This is a genomic window from Thioclava sp. SK-1 (genome assembly GCF_001705665.1).
GTDB lineage: Bacteria > Pseudomonadota > Alphaproteobacteria > Rhodobacterales > Rhodobacteraceae > Thioclava.
In genome coordinates this window covers 39,074-55,869 of record NZ_MDHA01000021.1, presented here as the reverse complement: position 1 = coordinate 55,869, position 16,796 = coordinate 39,074, and the positions used below count along the sequence as shown (strand labels likewise).

Genomic DNA, 16,796 nt, shown 5'->3' with positions numbered 1-16,796 from the left:
ATCGCACGGTCCAACGTAGGACTTATGTCAAGCTAGGAGAAGTGGGCAAGCGCCGCGGGTCAAACCGTTGGCGCTTTTTCATTGGCGGTGGACGGAGTCACCCTTTCAGAGGCGGGCTCAGATTCTATGAAAATAACGACCGTGAATCGGGACGGCGCAGATTCAGTTGAGATGCTGGAACTGGCCGAAGGGATGTATCGCGACGTAGCCGATGAGCTGCAATTGGCGATGGAAAATCTGCGTGCAGGCGATCTGGCCGAGGCCAAGACCGCGCGCGCTGCGATGCGTGATTTGCGCGCCGCGATGCAACTTGTTTTGGAAGAAAGGACGCGCGTTGACAAACTTCGTCAGGACGCAATCGGGGCCGTTGACGGCCGCCGACTTGATTTCGCCGCCGCCAGATCTGAGATCGGGCGCCGCTTGGCTTGCCTGCGCGACGCAGGAGCAGGTTGATATGTTCATCGACGGGTTAGGGGACAACGCATTGTTGTCCCTGCCATGGTTGTTTGAATTTTGGGCTTTGCCGCATCAGATCCCGCCCAATGGCGCGTGGAAAAGCTGGGTGATTATGGGCGGGCGAGGTGCGGGTAAAACGCGAGCGGGTGCCGAATGGGTGCGTGCGCAGGTGGAATCTGATACCCCGTTAGAGCCGGGGCGCGCATCACGTGTGGCGTTGGTGGGCGAAACATTTGACCAGGTGCGTGATGTGATGGTGATGGGGGAAAGTGGGATCTTGGCCTGTTCGCCGCCCGATCGACGCCCTGCATGGGAGGCGGGGCGCAGGCGCCTGGTTTGGCCCAACGGGGCGGTGGCGACCTGCTATTCTGCGCATGAGCCAGAGGCGCTGCGCGGACCGCAGTTTGATGCTGCTTGGGTTGATGAGCTGGCGAAATGGAAGAAGGCAGAGGACACATGGGATATGCTGCAATTCGCGCTGCGTCTGGGGCGCCATCCGCAGCAGGTGGTGACAACAACGCCGCGCAATGTCCCGGTGTTGAAGGCGATTTTGAACAACCCGTCGACCGTCGTGACCCATGCGCCGACGGATGCGAACCGCGCCTATCTGGCGGATAGTTTTTTAGCGGAGGTCCATGCGCGTTACAACGGATCGCGGCTGGGCCGACAGGAGCTGGACGGTGTCTTGTTGGAAGATCTGGAAGATGCGCTTTGGACTGGACCGCAGTTAGAGGGACTGCGGGTGGATAGGGTGCCTGATTTGGACCGGATCGTTGTGGCGGTGGACCCGGCGGTGACAGGGGGCGCGCGCTCTGACGAATGCGGCATTGTGGTGGCTGGTGTGCAGACCAATGGTGGCGGTCCGTTGGATTGGCGCGGCTTTATTCTGGCCGATTGTACCGTGCGTGGAAAACCCACCGATTGGGCCAAAGCCGCCATCGCTGCAATGGAACGGTTTCGCGCTGATCGTCTGGTGGCCGAGGTCAATCAAGGCGGTGATCTGATCGAACAGGTTGTGCGGCAGGTGGATCCTTTGGTGCCCTTTACGGCGCTGCGTGCCACCTGTGCCAAAACCGCGCGGGCCGAACCAGTTGCGGCGCTGTATGAGCAGGGCCGTATGCGCCATCATCGCGCCGGGATGTTGGGCCAGTTGGAAGACCAGATGTGCGCCATGACGCCGCATGGGTTTGCGGGTAAAGGCTCCCCCGATCGGGTGGATGCATTGGTATGGGCGGTGACGGATTTGATGATTGCCCCGGCTGCCAAATGGCGCAGGCCGCAGATGCGCAGTTTGTAGAGCATTTTGCACAGTTAGATCGATATTTCGACAGGCACGCAGGACGTTGCCTGATTGCAGCGCGGTGGCCAGCGCCCGCCGCCCACCCAAAGAGAGAGGAATGGCGATGAAGTTTTTCAAAAAGGCACAGCAGGCGGCGCCGCAGCGCAAGGCCTCACGAGCGGGACGGGTGGCTGCGATGGCCGCAGGGTCTGGGAGGGTTTTGTGGAGCCCGCGTGACAGTGGCGCCATGACGCGCAGCGGATTTAGCAGCAATCCCATCGGCTTTCGGTGTGTGAAATTGATCGCAGAGGCGGCTGCGGCCCTGCCATTGCTGTGCCACGATCAGGTGCAGCGGTTTGAGCAACATCCGGTCGTGGATCTGATCCGGCGTCCCAATGCAGGCCAAGGGCAGGCGGAATTTTTAGAATCGCTTTACGGGCAGATCCTATTGACCGGAGATGGCTATATCGAGGCGGTCTGCGCGTTGGACATGAAGTTGGATGTGCCACAAGAGCTGCATGTGCTGCGCGCAGACCGGATGCGTGCGGTGCCCGGCAGTGATGGCTGGCCCGTCGCCTATGACTATGAGGTAGGCGGACGAAAGCTGCGGTTTGACATGACCGGGCATCCCGATCCGATCTGCCATATCCGCAGTTTTCACCCGCAAGACGATCACTATGGTCTGTCGCCCTTGCAAGCGGCTGCAACAGCGGTGGATGTGCATAATGCGGCCTCGGCTTGGTCCAAAGCGCTTTTGGACAATGCGGCGCGCCCGTCTGGTGCGATTATCTATCGCGGACAAGATGGCAGCGGAACATTGGGGCAAGATCAATATGATCGTCTAATCCACGAGATGGAGCATATGCATCAAGGCGCGCGCAATGCGGGGCGGCCGATGTTGCTGGAAGGTGGCTTGGATTGGAAACCAATGGGCTTTTCCCCGTCCGATATGGAATTTCACGAGACAAAATCATCGGCAGCGCGTGAGATTGCCGTGGCATTCGGGGTTCCGCCGATGCTTCTGGGGATCCCCGGTGATGCAACCTATGCCAATTACGCCGAGGCGCATCGGGCGTTTTATCGGCTGACGGTGTTGCCATTGGCCACGCGGATCACGGCGGCGTTGGCATGGTGGCTGAGCCAGCATCTGGGCGAGCGGGTGGATCTGCGCCCGGATTTGGACCAGATCCCGGCACTGGCTTCGGAGCGTGATCAGCAATGGAAACGGGTGGGTGAGGCCAGCTTTCTGACCCAGTCCGAAAAGCGGTCCATCCTTGGCTTGCCGCTTGCGCCTGACAGCGGGCAGAGCGCATGAGCGTGACCGGCTCCAGATTTTTGAAAGAGCCATTCGCTGTGCATGAACAACGCTTCGACGCCACTGAAAAGATCATGGCGCTGCAATTTGATCAGGTGGAAAAGCGGCTGGCACGGTTAGAGGCGATGATTGCGGGGCTGGAACGGCGGCTGTGGATGGCGGTTTATGGCATCGTGGCAGTGATCCTGACGCAGGCGGTTTATGGTTTGATGGAGTTGTCACCAAATTAGGAAAATAGACATGGAAACAATAAATTGTGGACTTGAATTAAAGTATTTTCGACCTCGGGGTATGCAGGTTCAGTTAACGGATGGGCATATCATCGAAGGCTATGCCAGCTTATTTGGCAAGCCCGATCAAGGCGGCGATATCGTCTGCCCTGGCGCCTATTCCGCGTCATTGAAGATCAAAGACCGGGCGGTGAAAATGCTGTGGCAACATGATCCCGCACAGCCCATCGGCGTTTGGGATGAGATCCGCGAGGACGGCACTGGCCTATGGGTCAAAGGCCGATTGTTGCCCGATGTGGCCCGCGGGCGCGAAGCGCAGGCACTGGTTCAAGCGGGGGCGATCGACGGGCTTTCAATCGGCTATCGCGTTGTGAAAGCATGTAAATCGGCTGGCAGTCAGCGGATGTTGCAAGAGTTGGAGCTGTGGGAAGTGTCGCTGGTGACCTTCCCAATGCTTCGAGAGGCGCGGGTTGCGGCCAAGGGCGAAGTCCCCAACGCAGATCTGCGACATTTGGTCGAGGCGCTGCGTGCGGCCACGGCTGAATTGGCCGCTGATCCGGCCCGCCACCGCTAACAGACACGCAGTTTACCTACAGGAGAGACCATGAACGACCACAGCAATGCTGGGGATCGGACAGCTATGTCTGATTGTCCCGATGATATCGGCGAAGTGAAATCCGCCCTGCAAGATTTTCTGAACGAAGTCAGATGCGTTCAGTCTGAACTTAAAGTAAAATTTCAACAACAAAATGAGCGATTTGTCATGCTGCAAAAGAAATCAATGACCACGGGCCGTCCGGTGCTATCGGCTGATAACGCTGCGCCAGCACCGCATCAAAAGGCCTTTGCGTCCTATCTTCGCTCTGGCGATGATGACGGGTTGCGCGGGCTGGCTCTAGAGGGGAAATCGTTGAATTCCCAAGTGTCCGCAGAGGGCGGCTATCTGGTGGATCCGCAAACAAGCGAAACCATCCGATCGGTTCTGAGCGCGACTGCGTCGATCCGCCAGGTGGCGAATGTCGTGCAGGTCGAGGCCACGTCATTCGACGTTTTGGTCGACCATGGCGAGATGGGTTCAGGTTGGGCGTCCGAGACGGCGGCACTGACCGAGACGGCAACGCCACAAATCGACCGCATCAGCATACCGCTGCACGAGCTGTCTGCACTGCCCAAGGCCAGCCAGCGTCTGTTGGATGATGCCGCGTTTGATATTGAAACCTGGTTGGCCGAGCGCATCGCAGATAAGTTTTCGCGGGCCGAGGCTGCAGCCTTCATCATGGGCGATGGCGCGGATAAGCCGACCGGTTTTTTGACCCATCCTACGGTAGATAATGACAATTGGACCTGGGGCAACCTAGGCTATGTGGCGACCGGCGCAGAGGCGGATTTTGCAAACACAAGCCCTGCGGATGCGATTGTGGATTTGGTCTATGCGCTGGATGCGGAATATCGTGCCCGCGCAAGTTTTGTGATGAACTCTAAAACAGCTGGAGCGGTGCGCAAGATGAAAGATGCCGATGGGCGGTTCTTGTGGACCGATGGTTTGGCAGCGGGAGAGCCTGCGCGGTTGATGGGATATCCGGTGCTGATTGCCGAGGATATGCCCGATATTGCAGCGGGCACATTTGCGCTGGCTTTCGGGGATTTCCACCAAGGCTATACGATTGCTGAACGCCCGGAGCTGCGCGTGTTGCGCGATCCGTTCTCGGCCAAGCCACATGTGATCTTTTATGCCTCTAAGCGGGTTGGCGGTGATGTCAGCGATTTTGCAGCGATCAAGCTGATGAAATTCGCGCTGTCGTGACGCGATCAGGACGGGTGGAGGGGTAGCGCCTTTTGCCCTGCCGTGGCTGTGATGTGCCGCGGCGGGCGGGTGTGGCCCTTCATCGTCGCCTAGCTGCTTCCTCCGTCCGATGGCGGTGGGGGCGCACCTGCCCAAAATCTTGGCGCCCGGTGGCGGAGCTGCGACCGGGCGGATTTCGGTCATTTCAGGGATCATGAATATGTTGACACAACTTACCGAGGTTGCGGCAGCGGCCTTGCCGGTGGCCGCGTTGCGCGACCATTTACGGCTTGGCCGCGGATTTGCGGATGTGGGGGCGGAGGATGCCGCGCTGGAAGGATATCTGCGCGCAAGCCTAGCCACGATTGAGCGACGTACGGGGAAAGCCTTGCTGGGACGGGACTGTGTTTTGACGCTGTATCAGTGGCGTTGTACGCGTCATCCACTTCCATTGTCGCCGGTGCAGCAGGTAAGCGCGATTGTGCTGGTCGATCGCAATAACATGCGACAGACGGTGGATCCGGCGCGCTACCGGTTGGTCAGGGATATGAGCCGTCCACTGATCGAAGGCCTCGGGCAAAGCCTGCCCGATATCCCGCTGCATGGTCATGCCGAGATCACATTGCAGGCCGGGTTTGGCGTTTGGGCGCAGGTGCCTGCCGATCTGGCGCAGGCGGTGATGTTGCTGGCCGCGACCTATTTTGAACATCGACATGAGCGTGGCGCAGAGGGGGATGACATTCCCTTTGGGGTGGCCTGTTTGATTGAACCATGGCGGACAGTGCGTCTGATCGGAGGGCGTAGATGAATGTCCATTTGAACAGGCTGTTGGTTTTAGAACAAGCGCAGCGCCTGCCAGATGGGGCCGGTGGCTTCGTTCAGACCTGGGCACCGCTGGGCGGGCTTTGGGCGCAGGTGACGCCCGGCACGGGGGTGGAGCGCGCGGGGGAGTTCGTCACACTTGCTTCGGTCAAGATGAAGATCGTCGTGCGTGCGGCACCAGAGGGATCACCGCGCAGGCCGCGGCCTGAACAGCGGTTCCGCGATGGGGATCGGGTGTTTCCTATTCTGGCAGTGGCAAGTGCGGATACGGCGTGCCGTTATCTAACCTGTTTTTGCGTTGAGGAGATTGTTGCATGAGCTATGGCACATCAGCAGCGCTGCAAGCGGCTGTATTTCAGCAACTTAGCACAGATCCAAAGATCAACGAGTTGGTCGGTGGCGCTGTCTATGACGCGGCGCCGCCAGGGCAAATTGGCACATATATCAGTCTGGGACCGGAGGATGTGCGTGATGCGTCTGACAGTTCCGGCCCGGGTGCGCGCCATGATTTCACAGTGTCTGTGGTGACAGATGCTGCGGGGTTTCAGGCGGCTAAGACAATTGCAGGCGCGATTTCGGATGCGTTGGTTGGTGCGGATTTGCCCCTGACGCGCGGGCGGCTGGTGGGGGTGTGGTTTGTGCGCGCCAAGGCTGCGCGGGTGAACAAAGGCGCGACCCGGCGCATCGATATGACATTCCGTGCGCGGCTTGAGGGCTGAGCGGGCGGTTTCGTGGCCTGCGGGCCCTTTGACATTTGGAGACACAGAACATGACGGCACAAAACGGCAAAGACCTATTGATAAAGCTGGATCTGACCGGTGATGGCGCGTTTCAGACGATCGCTGGCTTGCGGGCCACGCGGATCAGTTTCAACGCGGAAACGGTCGATGTGACTTCGTTGGAAAGCGCAGGTGGCTGGCGCGAGCTTTTGGCGGGCGCGGGTGTGCGTTCTGCCGCGCTGTCAGGCTCTGGTGTGTTCCGCGATGCCGATACGGATGAGCGCGCGCGGCAGATCTTTTTCGACGCCGAGATGCCGCAGTTTCAGGTGATTGTTCCCGATTTCGGGATCATCGAGGGGCCGTTCATGATCACCTCAATCGACTATGCCGGCAGCCATAATGGCGAGGCCAGCTATGAGATGGCGATGGCCTCGGCGGGGGCGTTGGCCTTCACGGCGCTATGACTATGACGAACCCTTGGGCAGGAGAGGTCGAGGTGACGCTGGATGGTGTGGCGCATCGCGCAAAGCTGACATTGGGCGCGCTGGCGGAGTTGGAAGCGGGGCTGGGGGAGGCATCGCTGATGGATTTGGTGGAGCGGTTTGAGGCAGGGCGCTTTTCATCGCGCGATGTGTTGGCGCTGCTGGTGGCGGGGCTGCGCGGTGGGGGCTGGCAGGGTTGTGCACAGGATTTGCGCTGTGTCGAGGTGGCCGGCGGGCCAGTGGCGGCCGCGCAGATCGCCGCGACCCTTTTGGCACGCGCCTTTGGGCCGGTTGGGGGCGGGTGATGGATTGGGCGGGATTGTTGCGGGTTGGCCTGCAGGGTTTGGGTTTGCGCCCGTCCGAATTCTGGGCACTGAGCCCGATTGAACTGGCGATGATGCTGGGCGAACCCACGCAGGCACAGGTTTTGTCCCGCGCAGATTTGGAGGCATTGGCTGCCGCGTGGCCTGACCAGCGCCCGCGTGCAACGGATGGGAAAGGGTGAATTATGGCGGAATTTGAAGGGTTTGGAGATCTGTCAGAACAAGCGGCAGAGTTGGAACGTGTTTTGGGCAGCGCGGAGACGGTCACCGGTGCCTTCACCACCGAATTGTCACAGCTGCGTGACAGCATGGTGTTTACCTCCCGCGAGGTGGGCAGCTTGTCACGGTCATTCGGGTCCACGTTGCGCTCTGCGTTTGACGGTGTGGTGTTTGACGGGATGAAACTGTCCGACGCGCTTGCTGCGGTGGGGCAACGCATGTCCGCCAGCATGTATTCGGCGGCGATGAAACCTGTGCAAAATGCTGCAGGAACGGCGCTGGCCAGCGGTTTGAACGCGGTTCTAAGTGGGGTTTTGCCCTTTGCGCAGGGGGGTGTTGTGTCTTCGGGGCGGGTGCAGGCCTTTGCCAAAGGGGGGGTGGTCAGCCAGCCTACGCGCTTTGCGATGCGCGGAGGGACCGGGCTGATGGGCGAGGCGGGACCAGAGGCGATTATGCCGCTTGCGCGTGGGGCAGATGGACGGCTGGGCGTTCAGGCATCTGCGGGGCGTTCAGTCAATGTGGTGATGAATATCACAACGCCGGACGCACCCAGTTTTCAGCGATCACAGTCGCAGGTTGCAGCGCAATTGTCCCGCGCCCTGGCGCGCGGGCAACGCAATGGATGAGGAGGATTACAGTGGCATTTCATGACGTTAGATTTCCTGCGAATTTGAGCTTTGGCTCGGTCGGGGGGCCGCAAAGGCGCACCGAAATCGTGACGCTGAGCAATGGCTATGAGGAGCGCAACAGCCCGTGGAAACATTCGCGGCGCCAATATGACGCGGGGGTTGGGCTGCGATCGCTGGATGATGTGGAGCGGTTGCTGGCATTCTTTGAGGCCCGCGGTGGGCAGCTACACGGGTTTCGTTGGAAGGATTGGGCCGATTACAAAACCTGTGCGGCCAGCGGCACGGTGCATTTTGAAGATCAGGTGATTGGTCTGGGCGACGGGGTGACGACACAGTTCCAACTGGCCAAGACCTATATATCGGGGGGCGTGTCCTATGTGCGTCCGATACATAAGCCCGTTTTCGGCACGGTGATGGTCGGTATTCAGGGCGGCTACCGCGCAGAGAGCATTGACTGGGCCCTGGATCTAACAACCGGGCTGGTGACGTTTACCGATGCCCCACCGGAGGGGGCACAGGTATCGGCAGGGTTTGAATTCGATGTGCCCGTGCGGTTCGACACAGACATGATCCAGGTATCGGTGCAAAGCTTTCAGGCGGGCGATGTGCCACAGGTGCCTGTAATTGAGCTGCGTCTATGATGGGGTATTCAACGCAATTTAAAGACCATTTGCGCAGTGGTACGACGACAGTTGCGCGGGCCTGGGCGGTGACGCGCCGTGACGGGATAACGTTGGGCTTTACCGATCATGACCTTGGGCTGACATTTGAAGATATCGTATTTCGCCCCGATAGCGGAATGAGCGCTAAGGCGGTCGCGCAATCGACCGGATTGGCGGTGGATAATAGCGAAGCTTTTGGCGCCTTGAGCGGTAATGCCATTTCAGAAACTGACATTTTGGCTGGGCGCTATGACGGTGCGCAGCTGCGTGCATGGCTGGTCAATTGGGCCGCACCGCAAGAGCGTGTTTTGGTGTTTCGCGGGACATTGGGGGAAATTATCCGTGCAAGCGGCGCCTTTACTGCCGAGCTGCGCGGGTTAACCGAGGCGCTGAACGTGAAGACAGGGCGGGTGTTTCATTCGCGCTGTGCGGCGATTTTGGGGGATGGGGGTTGCCGGTTTGATTTGACCGCGCCGGGCTATGCCACTGAATTGGAGGTGGAGACGGTGGAGGACGGCGTGCGGTTTGGCTTTGCCACCGTGCCCGGATTTGCCGATCGTTGGTTTGAAAAAGGTCGATTGGAGGTGCTGACAGGCGCTGCGGCGGGTTTGGCGGGGGTGATAAAGGCTGACCGCGTCAGCGGCAGCGGCACCCGCAAGATCGAACTTTGGCAACGCATTGCAGGACAGGTGGTGGTCGGGGATCAGCTGCGACTGACAGCGGGATGTGACAAGCGGTCCGAAACCTGTCGGGTGAAATTTGACAACTTTCTAAATTTTCGAGGCTTTCCGCATATTCCTGGGGAGGATTGGCTGATCAGCTATCCGGTGAAGGCCGGAAATAATGACGGTGGGAGCCTGTTTCGATGATCGGCCCGGACACGGTTGTTGCGCAGGCGCGCCGTTGGATCGGCACGCCCTACAGGCATCAATGCAGCATGCGCGCTGCGGGGTGCGATTGTCTGGGGTTGATTTGTGGTATTTGGCGCGCGCTGTATGGCGACCTGCCCGAGCAGGTTCCTGCCTATACGCCGGATTGGGCGGAGGCGTCGGGTGAGGAGCGCCTGTGGCGCGCAGCACGACGGCATTTGATTCCGGTGCAAGATGCGCCTGCGCCAGGGCAGGTATTGTTGTTTCAGATGCGCCGAGGGGCGGTGGCCAAACATCTGGGCATCGTGTCGCGAGATGGGCCTGCGCCTGCATTCATCCATGCCTATAGCGGCCATGGTGTGGTCGAAAGCCCGCTAAGCCGACCGTGGCGCGACAAGATCGTGGCGCAGTTTATCTTCCCTCAAGGAGCAGTCTAATGGCGACGATATTGCTTTCAGCGGCGGGGGCCGCGATTGGTGGCGGGTTTGGTGGCTCTGTTTTAGGGCTGTCCGGGGCGGTTATTGGCCGTGCGGTGGGGGCCACGCTGGGCATGGCGATCGACAATCGGTTAAGCGCGCAGTTGGTGGGGGGCGCCTCCAACGCCGTTGAGACGGGCCGGGCCGAGCGGTTCCGGCTGTCCAGCGCAGGTGAAGGGGAACCGGTTGGCCGGATCTGGGGGGCAATGCGGCTGAGCGGTCAGGTGATTTGGGCGACACGGTTCATGGAGCATTCTGACGTCAGCAGCGAAACAACGGGCGGTAAAGCCACAGCAAAGGTTGCCACAGGGGTGACGACCACCACAACCAGCTACAGTTATTCTGTAAGCTTGGCGTTGGCGCTGTGCGAAGGCGAGATATTACGGGTTGCGCGTGTCTGGGCGGATGGGAATGAGATTGATCCACGTGATCTGGATATGCGTGTCTATACCGGGGCAGAAGATCAACAGCCTGACCCCAAGATCATGGCGGTGGAGGGGGAGGACGCGGCCCCTGCTTATCGTGGCATTGCCTATGTTGTCATTGAGGGTTTGCCTTTGGCCGCCTATGGCAACCGGGTGCCGCAGTTCTCATTCGAGGTGATGCGTGCGGCCCAAAGCGATGCGGTTGAGCCAGAGCCCGATCTGGTGCGCGGTGTTCAGGCTGTGGCACTGATCCCGGGCACCGGGGAATACGCGCTGGCAACTGAGCCGGTGTATATGAGCGGTGACGGGATTGGTGCGGCCACGGTTGCGGTCAATCAAAACGCCACAGGGGCTCAGACGGATTTCCTTTATGCCCTTGACGCATTGCACCAGGAGCTGCCTGCATGCAAGGCGGTGTCGCTTGTCGTGTCATGGTTTGGCGATGATCTGCGATGCGGGTCTTGCACGATCCGCCCCCATGTGGACACAGAGCAGGCCGAGGGCCGCGATATGCCCTGGCGCGTGTCGGGCGTTGGGCGCGCTCAGGCGGGATTGGTCCCGTTGAGCAACGGCACGGCGGTCTATGGCGGCACGCCGTCTGATCGCAGCGTGATACAGGCAATACAGGCATTGCGAGCAGCGGGACAGTCGGTGACTTTTTATCCGTTCATTTTGATGACGCAGCTGTCTGACAATGGGTTGCCCGATCCGTGGAGTGATGCACAAGAACAGCCTGCATTGCCGTGGCGTGGGCGGATCACCACAGCAATAGCACCGGGACGCGCTGGCAGTGCCGATCAGACAGATGCGGCCGACGCTGAAGTCGCAACATTTTTCGGTACGGCCACGCTCGAAGATTTTACGCCTGGCACCGACACTGTCACATTCGCAGGTGAGGAATGGTCCTTCCGGCGCTTTATTTTGCATTATGCACATCTATGCGCCCAGGCAGGCGGGGTGGATGCGTTTTGTATCGGCACTGAAATGCGGTCATTGACGCAGATCAGGGGGAGCGCGAACCGCTTTCCTGCTGTGCACGAGCTGATCGCGCTGGCTGCGGATGTGCGCGCAATTCTGGGGCACGGGTGCAAGATTTCATATGCGGCGGATTGGTCAGAATATTTCGGTTATCAGCCCGGCAATGGGGATCGGTTCTTTCATTTGGACCCGCTATGGGCAGATTCCAATATAGATTTCATCGGTGTTGATAATTACCTGCCCCTATCGGATTGGCGCGACGGTGAAGACCATCTGGATGCGTCATGGGGCGCGATTCACAACCTTGATTATCTTCAGGCCAATATCGCGGGGGGGGAGTACTACGATTGGTATTACGCCTATGACGCCCACCGCGATGCACAGATCCGCACACCGATTACCGATGACCACGGCGAGGAGTGGGTCTGGCGGGCAAAGGATTTTCGCAATTGGTGGGGAAATGCGCATCATGAACGTATAGGGGGGGTACGTTCGCATGATCCCACAGTCTGGGTGCCCGGGTCCAAGCCGATCTGGTTCACGGAATTTGGCTGTGCCGCGATTGATAAGGGCACGAACCAGCCCAATAAATTCCTGGACCCCAAAAGTTCGGAATCCAGTTTGCCATATTATTCGGATGGGCGACGCGATGAGGCGCTTCAGATGCAATATCTGCGGGCAATGATCGCCTATTGGGGCCAGCAAAAGCACAATCCCGATGCGACGCTTTATGATGGCGCGATGATCGACATGACCCGTGCGCATGTGTGGTGTTGGGATACCCGTCCGTCGCCGCAGTTTCCGGCCTATGACGCGCTATGGTCAGATGCGCAGAATTATGCGCGTGGTCATTGGATCTCGGGGAGGGCGGTTGCACAGCCATTGTCTAATGTTGTCGCAGATGTTTGTGCCGATGTCGGGCTTTATGCGATTGATGTGCGCGGGTTGGTTGGCACTGTACGTGGTTTGGCCGCAACCAGCGGACAGACACCGCGTGCTGTGTTGCAAAGCCTGATGATGGCCTATGGGTTTGAGGCTGTGGAGCGCGACGGTGTCGTGCGGTTCCAGATGCGCAACGGATGGGTGGATGCGCAGCTGGCGGAAGAGGATCTGGCGCTGGGCGAAGGGGATAGAACCGTGCAGCGGATGCGCATGCCAGAGGCCGAGACGGCAGGCCGGGTCCGTTTGAGCTATCTGCAGATGGATGCCGATTATGAGAGCCGCATGGCGGAGGCAGTCTTTCCCGATGAGGCGGCGGCGGAGGTCACATCGGCCTGTAGCTTGCCGCTGACGCTGAGCACGGCTGCGGGCCAGGCCACGGTGGAGCGCTGGTTGGCCGAGGCGCGTGTGTCGCGCGACCGTATCAGCTTTGCGCTGCCGTTATCTTTGGGGGATTTGGGACCCGGGGATGTCGTGGATCTGACGGTTGAGGGAATCGCACGGCGCTACCGGATAGACCGGGTAGAGAGGGCCGGGATCAGCGAAATTGAAGCCGTGCGTATAGAGCCAGGTGTCTATCGCCGGTCAGATGAGGCAGAGGAACGGATTGGTCTGCAACCCTTTGTGGCCCCGGTTCCGGTGACGCCTGTGTTTTTGGACCTGCCGCTGCTGACCGGACAGGAAATCCCCCATACGCCGCATCTGGCGGTAAGTGCCATTCCGTGGCCCGGATCGGTTGCGCTATGGTCTTCGCAGGAGGACGATGGCTACATGTTGAACACGGTTGCCGCGGCGCAATCGGTGATCGGTGTGACGCAAAACGCGCTGGGCGCGGCCCCTGCTGGAATGTGGGATAATGGTCCGGCGTTGCGTGTTAAGCTGATGTCAGGCGCGTTGGCGTCTGCATCACAGGCGCGTGTGTTGAACGGGGCAAACGCGGTGGCCATTCGGGGCGGAGATACTGCCGATTGGGAAGTGTTTCAATTCACCCAGGCCCAGCTGATCTCCCCCGGGGTCTATGATCTGCGCGGACGGTTGCGCGGGCAATGCGGCACGGATGCGGTAATGCCTGATACCTGGCCGGAGGGATCAATTATCGTGCTGTTGAATGATGCGGTTGGCCAGATAGATCTGCCTGCTGGCGCGCGCAATCTGGCCCGTCATTACAGGATTGGCCCTGCCGGTCGCGGCTATGATGACCCAAGCTATATCCACCGGGTGGAGGCCTTTGCTGGTGTGGGGTTGCGCCCGTTTCGCCCGGTGCATTTGCGGATGCATCAGGTGGCGGGCGACATGACGTTTGACTGGTTGCGCCGCACACGCCGAGATGGTGACAGTTGGGAAGGCTTTGACGTGCCGCTGGGCGAGGAGCAGGAACATTATATGCTGCGCGTTGTACAAGGCGAGGCGGTGATCCGCGAAACCACGGTGAGCGCGCCGCATTGGACCTATACAGCGCAGATGGCTGCGGATGATGGTCTTGGCGCGGGGGCCGTATTAACGGTTGCGCAAATGTCGGATCTGTACGGGCCAGGGCCATTTGCGCAGTTGAAACTGGACAACGTATGATGCGGCCTATTACCCAAGATGACCTGATAGCGGCCACCCGTGCGATGATGATCCGTCCGCGGGTTGGGCGGATCACATGGATGTGTTGTTTGTTGCATGATGCCCATGCGGCCGATCGTTTCCGTAAGCGGCTGCGTAAAGCCCATCCAAAATGGGGCGATGGCAGCCTGATATCACGGGTGTTCAAAGAGCCACGCGCCCCTGTGGCCCGTTTGGACGCATGTTATTTGCATGCGTTGGCCGATACTGTGCGGGCAATTGGGATCTGGCGCGACCGGGTTTAGGCTCTTTTCATCTTGTGCCGCTTTTCGTATCCCGAGAGGAACCCTATGTTGCAAAACTGTGCTACGATCAGGGCAAGTGAAAGGAACACGCTATGGCCAAAACCCGCACCACCCTTGCCGCAATTGATCCGGTCTGGACCCGGATTTGTGACGAAGCGCGCGTTGCGGTGGCGGATGAGCCATTGCTGGGGGCTTTGATCCATGCCGGGCTGCTACATCATGGAACGTTTGAAGGCGCGCTGGCCTATCGGTTTTCGATGAAGCTCACATCGGATGAAATGTCAGAGCAGTTGCTGCGTGAGATCGCGGATGAGGCCTATGAGGCCGCGCCTGATCTGGGGGTGGCGGCCCGCGCCGATTTGGTCGCCGCGTTTGAGCGTGACCCTGCGTGCCACCGGCTGATGCAACCATTGCTGTTTTACAAAGGCTATCAAGCGCTGCAAAGTTACCGGATTGGCCATTGGCTATGGCAACAGGGACGCCGTGATATGTCCTATTTCGTGCAGATGCGCACCTCTGAAATGTTCGGAGTGGATATTCACCCTGCCGCGCGGATCGGCAAAGGTGTGATGATCGATCACGCGCATTCCATTGTAATCGGGGAAACGGCAGTCGTGGGCGATAATGTGTCGATGTTGCATTCGGTTACGCTGGGTGGCACCGGCAAAGAAGAAGAAGACCGTCACCCCAAGATCGGCAACGGTGTTTTGATAGGCGCTGGCGCGAAAGTGCTGGGCAATATTCGGGTGGGCGACAATAGCCGAGTCGCGGCTGGCTCTGTTGTGTTGAACGAAGTGCCGCCATGCAAGACGGTGGCGGGTGTTCCAGCCAAAATCGTGGGTGATGCGGGCTGCGCCCAGCCGTCAGTCAGTATGGACCAGATCCTGAGTGAGTTTTGCCGCAATCAAGGATAATGGCACAGTCTATTTCATAGGCCGTATTACATGGTGACATATGCAAAAGGGCGGCCGATGGGGCCGCCCTTTGTGATGATATATCAAAATGCATCATGCAAGCATCAGCATCGGGTTTTCAAGGTTCTCACAGATGGCTTTCATAAGCTCGGCACCCAAGGCACCGTCGATGACGCGGTGATCGACAGACAATGTCATCGACATCATCGTGGCCACGCCCAGCTCTCCATCCGCGTTCACGACGGGCTTTTTCAAACCCGCACCAACAGCAAGGATGGCACCATGCGGTGGGTTGATCACAGCATCAAAGTTTTGAATGCCGAACATCCCAAGGTTCGAGATCGCGAAAGAACCGCCCTGATATTCATGCGGCGCCAGCTTTTTATCGCGCGCACGGCCTGCCAGGTCTTTCATTTCGGCTGACAAGGCAGATAGTGATTTGTTTTCAGCGTCTTTCAGGACCGGTGTGAACAATCCGCCTTCAATAGCAACCGCAACCGCAACATCGGATGGCTTCAGTTTGAAGACGCGGTCCCCTGCCCAAACAGCGTTCGCATCTGGCACCGATTGCAACGCCAGCGCGCAGGCTTTGATGATGAAGTCATTGACCGACAATTTGACGCCACGGCCCGCAAGCTGCTTGTTCAAATCACCGCGGAATTTCATCAGCGCATCCAGCGAGACTTCACGCCGCAGATAGAAATGTGGGATCTGTTGTTTCGCTTCGGTCAGGCGGGCTGCGATAGTTTTGCGCATCCCGTTAAGTTCGATGACCTCGTATTCGCGGCCCTCATACATCTTCGCAATCGTATCCGAAGATGCGCCTTTGGCAGCTGCAGCGGCCGACGCTGTCGGTGCGGTTGGTGCCGCAGCTTTGGTAGCCGGTGCCGCAGCAGCGCCCGCTTTCGCACCTTCTACATCGGATTTGACGATACGGCCTTTGGGGCCAGAGCCCGTCAGAGTCGTCAGATCAACACCGTTTTGATCCGCGATGCGGCGTGCCAACGGGGAGGCAAACAGGCGTTTGCCATCTTTGACCGGAGCAGCGGGCGCTTTTCCGCCCGAGCTGGCAGGTGCGGGCTGCGCCTCTTTCGGGGTTGGGGCAGGGGCGGCATCCTTCGTCGATGAGGCGCTGTCTGCAGGTGCAGAGGCGCTGTCCATCGCGGAGGCGTCTTCGCCTTCTTCCAGCAAAATCGCAATGGCCTCGTTGACCTTCACGCCGCTGGTGCCTTCGGCCACAAGGATCTTACCCATGACACCTTCGTCAACGGCTTCGAATTCCATCGTGGCTTTGTCGGTTTCGATTTCAGCGATGATATCACCGCTTTCGACCGTGTCGCCCTCTTTCTTTAGCCATTTGGCCAAAGTGCCTTCCTCCATCGTTGGAGAAAGGGCGGGCATTAGGATTTCAATTGCCATTCCC

General features: G+C 59.2%; 20 protein-coding genes. 19 read left to right on the top strand and 1 reads right to left on the bottom strand.

Annotated elements, in window-relative coordinates; all coding sequences use genetic code 11:
* Nucleotides 1-141: 141 nt before the first annotated feature.
* The 19 genes from BFP70_RS01145 (at nt 142) to cysE (ending at nt 15,373) form a co-directional block, all read left to right on the top strand.
* On the top strand, nt 142-453 hold the full coding sequence (locus BFP70_RS01145) for a hypothetical protein (RefSeq protein ID WP_255356552.1): 312 nt from the start codon (nt 142-144) through the stop codon (nt 451-453).
* Between the two features lies 1 nt (nt 454).
* Complete coding sequence (locus tag BFP70_RS01140; protein WP_066009319.1) at nt 455-1,753, top strand: DNA-packaging protein; 1,299 nt, start codon at nt 455-457, stop codon at nt 1,751-1,753.
* Between the two features lie 100 nt (nt 1,754-1,853).
* On the top strand, nt 1,854-3,050 hold the full coding sequence (locus BFP70_RS01135) for a phage portal protein (RefSeq protein WP_066009316.1): 1,197 nt from the start codon (nt 1,854-1,856) through the stop codon (nt 3,048-3,050).
* Nucleotides 3,047-3,280: a hypothetical protein gene (locus BFP70_RS01130; RefSeq protein WP_369820164.1), complete on the top strand. Its 234-nt coding sequence runs from the start codon at nt 3,047-3,049 to the stop codon at nt 3,278-3,280. The genes BFP70_RS01135 and BFP70_RS01130 overlap by 4 nt, the downstream gene beginning before the upstream one ends.
* A gap of 61 nt (nt 3,281-3,341) precedes the next feature.
* On the top strand, nt 3,342-3,854 hold the full coding sequence (locus tag BFP70_RS01125; protein WP_255356551.1) for an HK97 family phage prohead protease: 513 nt from the start codon (nt 3,342-3,344) through the stop codon (nt 3,852-3,854).
* A gap of 30 nt (nt 3,855-3,884) precedes the next feature.
* Entirely contained in the window at nt 3,885-5,084 is a 1,200-nt protein-coding gene (locus BFP70_RS01120; RefSeq protein WP_066009312.1) for a phage major capsid protein, read from the top strand.
* A 199-nt stretch (nt 5,085-5,283) separates the two neighbouring features.
* The gene (locus BFP70_RS01115; RefSeq protein WP_066009661.1) at nt 5,284-5,871 is read left to right on the top strand and encodes a hypothetical protein; all 588 of its coding nucleotides are present in this window, start codon (nt 5,284-5,286) and stop codon (nt 5,869-5,871) included.
* Nucleotides 5,868-6,203: a head-tail adaptor protein gene (locus BFP70_RS01110; protein WP_066009310.1), complete on the top strand. Its 336-nt coding sequence runs from the start codon at nt 5,868-5,870 to the stop codon at nt 6,201-6,203. Before BFP70_RS01115 ends, BFP70_RS01110 begins: the two co-directional genes overlap by 4 nt.
* Nucleotides 6,200-6,604: a DUF3168 domain-containing protein gene (locus tag BFP70_RS01105; RefSeq protein ID WP_066009308.1), complete on the top strand. Its 405-nt coding sequence runs from the start codon at nt 6,200-6,202 to the stop codon at nt 6,602-6,604. The genes BFP70_RS01110 and BFP70_RS01105 overlap by 4 nt, the downstream gene beginning before the upstream one ends.
* 50 nt (nt 6,605-6,654) lie before the next feature.
* Nucleotides 6,655-7,068, top strand: a complete 414-nt coding sequence (locus tag BFP70_RS01100; RefSeq protein WP_066009306.1) for a phage major tail protein, TP901-1 family — start codon at nt 6,655-6,657, stop codon at nt 7,066-7,068.
* 2 nt (nt 7,069-7,070) lie between these two features.
* On the top strand, nt 7,071-7,391 hold the full coding sequence (locus BFP70_RS01095; RefSeq protein ID WP_066009304.1) for a gene transfer agent family protein: 321 nt from the start codon (nt 7,071-7,073) through the stop codon (nt 7,389-7,391).
* Nucleotides 7,391-7,591, top strand: a complete 201-nt coding sequence (locus tag BFP70_RS01090; protein ID WP_066009302.1) for a phage tail assembly chaperone — start codon at nt 7,391-7,393, stop codon at nt 7,589-7,591. The genes BFP70_RS01095 and BFP70_RS01090 overlap by 1 nt, the downstream gene beginning before the upstream one ends.
* Before the next feature lie 3 nt (nt 7,592-7,594).
* The gene (locus BFP70_RS01085) at nt 7,595-8,254 is read left to right on the top strand and encodes a phage tail tape measure protein (protein ID WP_066009300.1); all 660 of its coding nucleotides are present in this window, start codon (nt 7,595-7,597) and stop codon (nt 8,252-8,254) included.
* 11 nt (nt 8,255-8,265) lie between these two features.
* Nucleotides 8,266-8,898, top strand: a complete 633-nt coding sequence (locus BFP70_RS01080; RefSeq protein ID WP_066009298.1) for a DUF2460 domain-containing protein — start codon at nt 8,266-8,268, stop codon at nt 8,896-8,898.
* Nucleotides 8,898-9,788 (top strand): DUF2163 domain-containing protein, encoded by an 891-nt coding sequence (locus BFP70_RS01075; RefSeq protein ID WP_066009659.1) that lies wholly within the window; start codon nt 8,898-8,900, stop codon nt 9,786-9,788. Before BFP70_RS01080 ends, BFP70_RS01075 begins: the two co-directional genes overlap by 1 nt.
* On the top strand, nt 9,785-10,225 hold the full coding sequence (locus BFP70_RS01070) for a peptidase (protein ID WP_066009295.1): 441 nt from the start codon (nt 9,785-9,787) through the stop codon (nt 10,223-10,225). Before BFP70_RS01075 ends, BFP70_RS01070 begins: the two co-directional genes overlap by 4 nt.
* Nucleotides 10,225-14,175, top strand: a complete 3,951-nt coding sequence (locus BFP70_RS01065; RefSeq protein ID WP_066009293.1) for a glycoside hydrolase TIM-barrel-like domain-containing protein — start codon at nt 10,225-10,227, stop codon at nt 14,173-14,175. The genes BFP70_RS01070 and BFP70_RS01065 overlap by 1 nt, the downstream gene beginning before the upstream one ends.
* Nucleotides 14,172-14,459 carry a hypothetical protein gene (locus tag BFP70_RS01060; protein ID WP_066009291.1) on the top strand — a complete coding sequence of 96 codons (288 nt, stop codon included), beginning with the start codon at nt 14,172-14,174 and terminating at the stop codon, nt 14,457-14,459. The genes BFP70_RS01065 and BFP70_RS01060 overlap by 4 nt, the downstream gene beginning before the upstream one ends.
* A gap of 92 nt (nt 14,460-14,551) precedes the next feature.
* The gene (cysE, locus tag BFP70_RS01055; RefSeq protein WP_066009290.1) at nt 14,552-15,373 is read left to right on the top strand and encodes a serine O-acetyltransferase; all 822 of its coding nucleotides are present in this window, start codon (nt 14,552-14,554) and stop codon (nt 15,371-15,373) included.
* A gap of 93 nt (nt 15,374-15,466) precedes the next feature.
* Here the strand turns inward: cysE and BFP70_RS01050 are convergent, their stop codons facing one another.
* On the bottom strand, nt 15,467-16,792 hold the full coding sequence (locus BFP70_RS01050; protein WP_066009288.1) for a pyruvate dehydrogenase complex dihydrolipoamide acetyltransferase: 1,326 nt from the start codon (nt 16,790-16,792) through the stop codon (nt 15,467-15,469).
* Nucleotides 16,793-16,796 lie beyond the last annotated feature (4 nt).